The sequence below is a fragment of the Micrococcus sp. LASM2_SD2 genome (genome assembly GCF_057364565.1).
The window spans coordinates 1-6,041 of record NZ_JBNFOB010000145.1 but is presented as its reverse complement, the minus strand read 5'-3'; the positions used below and the strand labels follow the sequence as shown (position 1 = coordinate 6,041).

The window sequence follows — 6,041 nt, the reverse complement described above, 5'->3', positions numbered from 1 at the left end:
CTGCGGGCCACCCCAGCCCTCCTGGCGGCCGTCGGCTCGCCGGCCCCGGGCGTCGGGGCCGGACACCGTGCGACTCCTCCCAGGGACGCGGCGTCGGCCGGTCGTCTCCGCCGCTCTGGTACCAGGACGGGGTCTCACCGCGTCGTCGGCCCTCGGGGTACTGGTGGCTCATGGGTGTCCTCTCTGCGGGGCCGGGCCCGTCGGTCGACGGCGCCCTCCGGTTCCTCCTCACAGTATCCACCGAGCCGGACGGCTTACACGGTCCGGGCGGTTCCGTACGGTGGTGGGCATGACGGACACCACCGCCTCCCCTCAGCTGGCCTTCCTCCCGGGCCCGGCCCTGCGCGCCGCCCTGGGCCCCACAGCCGCCGTCGACGCCCTTGACCGTGCCCTGGCAGACGGCCTGGACCCGGAGTCTGACGCCCCGCGCACGCGTGTGGAGACCTCCACCGGCACGTTGCTGCAGATGCCGTCCACTCGCGGCGACCAGGTCGGCACGAAGCTGCTCACCCTCACGCCGGACAACGCGGCGGCCGGCCTGCCGGTCATCCAGGGCGTCTATGTGCTCTTCGGTGGCACGGAGCAGGCGCCGCGCGCGGTCCTGGACGGCATCGAGCTCACCAACCTGCGCACCTCCGCCGTGTCGGCGCTCGGGGCGCGCCTGGCCGGGGCCTCCCCCGGCTCGTCGCCGTCCGGCTCCTCGGACCCCGCCGGAACCACGACGACGGCCGCCCACCTCGTCCTGTTCGGCACCGGGGTCCAGGCCTGGGAGCACGCCGTCACGTTCTGCGACGTGCTGGCCGTCGGGCGGATCACCGTGGTCGGGCGGAGTCCGGAGAAGGCGAAGGCCCTGGCCGCGCGCATCGCCGAGGACCTCGGCGTGCCGGCGCAGGCGGGAGCCGCGGAGGCGGTGGCGGAGGCGGACGTCGTCCTCACCTGCACCGCGGCACAGACGCCGCTGTTCGACGGCACACTGGTGCGGGACGACGCCGTGGTGGTGGCCATGGGCGCCCACACCCCGGACACCCGCGAGCTGGACGACGCGCTGCTCTCCCGCGGCCAGGTGATCGTGGAGTCCCGCGACTCGGCGCTGCGCGAGGCCGGCGAGGTGGTGCTCGGCATCGCCTCCGGTGCCGTCGCCGAGGCGGAGCTCGCGACCTTCGCAGACCTGGCCACAGGCCGGGCGAGGCGGCAGGGCGGGGGCGCCGGCCGTCGTCGTGACGACGGGCATGCCCTGGCAGGACCTGGTGGTGGCCTCGGCGGTCATGGACGCGCTGGAGGACTGACGCCCGGGCGACGCCGGTTCAGCGGCGGCGTGCGGACGCGACCGCGAGGCCGCCGGTGAGCGCCAGCACGGCCGCAGACACCATCCACAGGGCGCCGGAGCCGATGTTCGGATCAGAGACCTGGAGCACGAACTGGGCGGCGATCGGCACCACCGAGGCGACGACCGCGGTGAGGCCGAGGCCGCGGACCGGACGTCCGACGCGACGGCCGATGACGATCAGCGCGACGGCGCCGGCGAGGGCCACCAGATGCTCCGCGGCGAGCAGGGCGTACGTCCCGGCGACGGTGCCGGGGCCCGTCTCCGCCACCATCATGAACACCGTCAGCACCAGGGGCACCATCAGGGCCGTTCCTGCGGCGATCAGCGCGCTGGCCGGGCGCGGTCGCCTGCCGGCAGGGTCGGCGTCGGCGGGCGTGGGCGCTGCGGTCATGAGCCGTCTCCTCGGATCGTGCAGGTGGACACAGATCCTACACAGGACAGGGGCATCCCCGACCTCACTCACTACGATGGAACCCATGCCCCACCACGACGTCGAGACCCCCGCGCCGCAGCCCGCCCACCCCTCGCACTTCGGATACGAGGTGACCGGGCGCCTGAAGGACGGTCCCGGCCACGGGCGCACCGGCGTCATCACCACCCCGCACGGGCAGATCCAGACCCCCGCCTTCATCCCGGTGGCCACCCAGGCCACGGTGAAGGCCGTGCTCCCTGAGTCCATGAAAAACCTCGGCGCGCAGGCCCTGCTGGCGAACGCCTACCACCTGTACCTGCAGCCCGGAGACGACCTGCTGGACGAGGCCGGCGGCCTGGGCCGGTTCATGAACTGGGACGGCCCCACCTTCACGGACTCCGGCGGCTTCCAGGTGATGTCTCTGGGCTCGGGGTTCAAGAAGGTCATCGACATGAACGGCCCCGCCGCGCCGGACGGCCAGGGCAAGGACGACGCCGTGGCCCCCGGCAAGGAACGCCTGGCCGACGTGGACGAGGACGGCGTCTGGTTCAAGTCCCACCTCACCGGGGACAGGCACCGGTTCACCCCGGAGCGCTCGGTGCAGATCCAGCACAACCTCGGCGCGGACATCATGTTCGCCTTCGATGAGCTGACCACCCTCCACAACTCCCGCGGCTACCAGGAGGAGGCCCTCGAGCGCACGCGCCGTTGGGCCCAGCGCTGCCTGGACGAGCACGCCCGCCTCACCGCGGAGCGGGCAGACCGTCCCTACCAGGCGCTGTTCGGGGTCATCCAGGGCGCCCAGTACGAGGACCTGCGCCGCAAGGCCTGCGCGGACCTGTCCGCCATGACCAGCGAGTTCGCGGACGGCACCGTGGCCGGCTTCGACGGCTACGGGCTCGGCGGCGCCCTGGAGAAGGAGAACCTCGGCACGATCCTCGGCTGGTGTGCCGAGGTGCTGCCGGAGGACAGGCCGCGCCACCTGCTCGGCATCTCCGAGCCGGACGACCTGTTCGTGGCCGTGGAGAACGGCGCGGACACCTTCGACTGCGTCTCCCCCACCCGTGTGGCCCGCACCGGCGCGTTCTACACCCGGGACGGCCGCTACAACCTGCCCGGCGCGAAGTACCGGCGCGACTGGGGGCCGCTGGACCCCGAGTGCGACTGCTACACGTGCACCCACTACTCGCGCGCCTACATCCGCCACCTCATGAAGGCCAAGGAGATGGTGGCCCACACCCTGGTGTCCATCCACAACGAGCGCTTCACGGTGTCCCTGGTGGACCGCATCCGCGCCTCGATCGGGGACGGCACCTTCGCCGAGCTGAAGGCCGAGACGCTCGGCCGGTACTACGCCGGGAAGAAGTGAGCTGAACCTGCCCGCTCTCTGTGTCGCCGGCGTCGGAATGCGGCCCTGATCGCTGCCCTTTCCGACCTGCAGCACACAGCCAGGCCGCCCGTCCGCCGCGGCCGCCCCGGGCAGAGGAATACGCGGCCGCCCTCATCGTCGAGGGCGACCGCGCACTGGGGTCGACGTCGGCGGCGCTCCGTGCGGTGTCACCCCACCGCACGGACACGCGCACCGACGTCAGTTCAGGGGGGCACGGGTCTCCGCGCCGAAGGCCTCCGGGTAGGTGAACTCGCCGGAGGGCACCGTGGCGGACTCGTCCAGCACGAGGATCTGCAGGGCGCCCGGACGGTCCGCGAAGGCGGCGGTCACGCCGTACTCGGCGGCGTCCTTGAAGCCGAAGCGCGGGTAGTACTCCGGGTAGCCGTACACCACCACGTGGGGCTCGCCGGCCTCCTTCGCGGCCTCCAGCAGTGCCTTCACCACGGCGGTGCCGGCGCCCTGGTTCTGGTGCTCCGGCAGCACGCCGTGCGGGGCCAGGGCGAGGGTCTCGGCATCGCCGATGTGCGCACGGCACAGCAGGCCGTAGGCCACCGGGTCCGAATGCAGGTCCGTGCCGGGGATCGCGGCGGTCATGGTGACCATCGAGAACTGCGGCATCCAGGCCTGCTCGTCCTTCTGCAGCTCCTCCACCAGGTCGGCCTCGGCGGAGGTCTCGAACGCCATCTCGTTGATGCGGCGGATCGCGTTGCGGTCCTCCCCGGACGAGTGATCGGCCACGCGGGACGGCCAGCGGTGCGTGTGGTTGCGGGGAGTGCGCTCCATGTGCCTCAACCTACGTCAGGGTGTGATGTGGGTGACAGGTCACGTCCACTGTGTGGACAGCACGCGTCCAGGTGCGCTTCGGCCGCGGACCAAGACAGGCGACCGCCATGGCTGGGACGGCCCCTGTCCCCGCCCCTGTGGGGCGCAGCCATCGCCCTTCCCGCCGGCAGCGCCGGTGCGGTCAGCGTACTGTGCGGTGAGCATGAGCCGTGGCTCGAACACGAGCGGTCCCGATCCGGCATGGCCTCTCTGCGCCGCGTCCCGCAGCCCAGTCCCAGACCCAGGCACACCGCCCAGACCCAGAACCAGCCCAGGCTCAGGCGAAGGCGCCCTTGCCGGTGATGTCGCGGCCGACGATCAGGGCCTGGACGGTCTCCGTGCCCTCGTAGGTGTGGATGGCCTCGATGTCCGCGAAGTGCTTGCCCACCTCGTACTGCACGAGGATGCCGTTGCCGCCGAGCAGGTCGCGCGCCTCGGAGGCGATGGACCGGGCGGCGCGGGTGGCGGAGTACTTCGCCAGGGAGGCCTGCGGGCCGGTGAGGCGGCCGGAGTCCTCGAGGCGGGAGGCGCGCAGCACGAGCAGCTGCACCTGGGTCAGCTCGGAGAGCATACGGGCCAGGCGCTCCTGCACCACCTGCGAGTGGGCCAGCGGGCGGCCGAACTGCACGCGCTGCCGGGTGTACTGCACGGCGGCCTCGTAGCAGCCGACCGCGTGGCCGACGGCGGCCCAGGCCACGCCCACGCGGGTGGCGAAGAGGACGGCGGCGGTGTTCTTGAAGGAGGTGGCGTCCGGCATGACGTCCTCGGCCGGCACGAACACGTCCGTGTAGGTGATGTGGGCCTGGTGGATGGCGCGCAGAGACATCTTGCCGCGGATGACCTCGGCCTCGTAGCCCTCGGTGTCCTGGTGGACGATGAAGCCCTTGACCTGGCCGTCCTCGGTGGAGCGGGCCCAGGTGACGGTGATGCCGCCGGCGGCGCCGTTGCCGATCCACTTCTTGTGGCCGTTGATCCTCCAGCCGCCGTCCACGGGGGTGGCGGTGGTCTCCAGCGAGACGGAGTCGGAGCCGTGGGTGGGCTCCGTGAGCGCGAAGGCGCCGTAGAGCTCCCCGGAGGCCATCGGCGCCAGGTACTTCGCCTTCTGCTCTGCGGAGCCGCACATCTCGATCGAGCGCATGGCCAGGCCGCCCTGCACGCCCACGATGGTGGACAGCGAGCCGTCGATGCGGGAGAGCTCCATGTTGGCCAGGCCGGAGGCGAGGCGGGAGTAGGTGGGCCTGCCCTCGACCTCCACGCCGTCGCGGAGCAGGTCCGCCTCGGCCAGGCCGGGGATCAGCTGGGTGGGGTACTCGCCCTTGTCCCAGGCGTCCTGGAGGGTCTTCTGGACCTCGGGCGTGAGGTAGGCGCGGGCGGCCTTGAAGAGAACGAGGTCCTCCTCGTCCAGGTCCTCGAAGATCGCGTAGGCGTCGGTGTCCAGCGGGTCGGTGATGCGGTACTCGGGCTCGGCGGTGGGCAGCTGCTCGGTCATGGCGGGTCCTCCTGGGTGGGACGGGTGCTCCCGGTGGAGGCGGTGCACGACGACGGCCGCCCACCTCCGGCGGGCACGTTCCGGGGATGTGTGGTCCAGCATCGTATGAGACTGAGTGTCAGGTCAAGTGAGACGCCGTATCAGCATGCGTATCATCGTCGTCATGAAGAAGAGGCTCGCCGCGCACACGCCCACCCTCATCCGCCTGCTGGACGAGCAGGGCTGGGACGCCACCACCGTGGACGCCCTGGCACAGGAGGTCGGCGTCAGCCGCGCCACGTTCTTCCGCACCTTCGGATCCAAGGAGGACGTGGTCTTCCACGACCATGCCCTCCTGCTGGAGGAGTTGGAGGAGTTCCTCGCCGCGGCGGAGCCGGGGCCGGAGGCGACCTCGGCCGCGTTCGTGGAGGGCGTGCTCCGGGTGTTCCGCCACCACACCTCGGACCCCGTCCAGGCGCAGGCCCGGTACCGACTGCTGCGGCAGTCCAAGGCACTGCGGAACCGGGAGCTGCTGACCTCGCACGGCTACGAGCGGCTCTTCGCCCGCTGGCTGCGGCGGGCGGCTGTCCGGCGCCGGCGCCACGGCGTTCGCCCCTGGCCG

General features: G+C 72.0%; 6 protein-coding genes. 3 read left to right on the top strand and 3 right to left on the bottom strand.

Going from position 1 to position 6,041, the window contains the following annotated elements; translation table 11 throughout:
• The first annotated feature begins 289 nt into the window (after positions 1-289).
• The gene (locus AC2W7A_RS08385; protein WP_485990959.1) at positions 290-1,345 is read left to right on the top strand and encodes an ornithine cyclodeaminase family protein; all 1,056 of its coding nucleotides are present in this window, start codon (positions 290-292) and stop codon (positions 1,343-1,345) included.
• Here AC2W7A_RS08385 and AC2W7A_RS08380 read toward each other — a convergent pair.
• On the bottom strand, positions 1,305-1,718 hold the full coding sequence (locus AC2W7A_RS08380) for a hypothetical protein (protein ID WP_485990958.1): 414 nt from the start codon (positions 1,716-1,718) through the stop codon (positions 1,305-1,307). The two genes, AC2W7A_RS08385 and AC2W7A_RS08380, sit on opposite strands and share 41 nt — an antisense overlap.
• 85 nt (positions 1,719-1,803) lie before the next feature.
• Between AC2W7A_RS08380 and tgt the strand changes: the two genes are divergently transcribed.
• Positions 1,804-3,108 (top strand): tRNA guanosine(34) transglycosylase Tgt, encoded by a 1,305-nt coding sequence (tgt, locus tag AC2W7A_RS08375; RefSeq protein WP_485990957.1) that lies wholly within the window; start codon positions 1,804-1,806, stop codon positions 3,106-3,108.
• 219 nt (positions 3,109-3,327) lie between these two features.
• On the opposite strand, the gene AC2W7A_RS08370 is transcribed toward tgt, so the two are convergent.
• Positions 3,328-3,912 carry a GNAT family N-acetyltransferase gene (locus AC2W7A_RS08370; RefSeq protein ID WP_485990955.1) on the bottom strand — a complete coding sequence of 195 codons (585 nt, stop codon included), beginning with the start codon at positions 3,910-3,912 and terminating at the stop codon, positions 3,328-3,330.
• A 316-nt stretch (positions 3,913-4,228) separates the two neighbouring features.
• Positions 4,229-5,440: an acyl-CoA dehydrogenase family protein gene (locus tag AC2W7A_RS08365; protein ID WP_485990954.1), complete on the bottom strand. Its 1,212-nt coding sequence runs from the start codon at positions 5,438-5,440 to the stop codon at positions 4,229-4,231.
• Between the two features lie 145 nt (positions 5,441-5,585).
• Here AC2W7A_RS08365 and AC2W7A_RS08360 point away from each other — a divergent pair.
• Positions 5,586-6,041 (top strand): TetR/AcrR family transcriptional regulator (locus tag AC2W7A_RS08360; protein WP_485990952.1); only part of this gene is annotated, 456 nt, incomplete at its 3' end.